Raw genomic sequence first — 724 nt, 5'->3', positions numbered from 1 at the left:
GCGACGCTCCCACGGCTTGTAGGCACACGGTTTCAGGTACTATTTCACTCCGCTCCCGCGGTACTTTTCACCATTCCCTCACGGTACTATCCGCTATCGGTCACCAGGGAATATTTAGGCTTAGCGGGTGGTCCCGCCAGATTCACACGGGATTTCTCGGGCCCCGTGCTACTTGGGTGTCTCTCAAACGAGCCGCTGATGTTTCGACTACGGGGGTCTTACCCTCTACGCCGGACCTTTCGCATGTCCTTCGCCTACATCAACGGTTTCTGACTCGTCCTGCCGCCGGCAGACGACAGAAGAGAGATCCCACAACCCCGCACACGCAACCCCTGCCGGGTCTCACACGTCTACGGTTTGGCCTCATCCAGTTTCGCTCGCCACTACTCCCGGAATCACGGTTGTTTTCTCTTCCTGCGGGTACTGAGATGTTTCACTTCCCCGCGTTCCCTCCACACTGCCTATGTGTTCAGCAGCGGGTGACAGCCCATGACGACTGCCGGGTTTCCCCATTCGGAAACCCCCGGATCAAAGCCTGGTTGACGACTCCCCGGGGACTATCGTGGCCTCCCACGTCCTTCATCGGTTCCTGGTGCCAAGGCATCCACCGTGCGCCCTTAAAAACTTGGCCACAGATGCTCGCGTCCACTGTGCAGTTCTCAAACAACGACCAACCACCCACCACCCCACCTCAAACAGAGACGAGTTCACTGGGGCCGGCATT

1 rRNA gene (only partly in view) is annotated in these 724 nt (G+C 58.4%); it reads right to left on the bottom strand.

Annotation, left to right across the window (positions count from 1 at the left end):
- Positions 1-631, bottom strand: a 23S ribosomal RNA gene (locus DSC45_RS35495); it reaches 3,717 nt to the left of the window's first position.
- Between the last annotated feature and the right edge of the window lie 93 nt (positions 632-724).

Source organism: Streptomyces sp. YIM 130001 (assembly GCF_003574445.1).
Classification (GTDB): Bacteria; Actinomycetota; Actinomycetes; order Streptomycetales; family Streptomycetaceae; genus Streptomyces.
The sequence above is the reverse complement of the archived record's forward strand: the minus strand, read 5'-3'. Positions and strand labels throughout refer to the sequence as shown.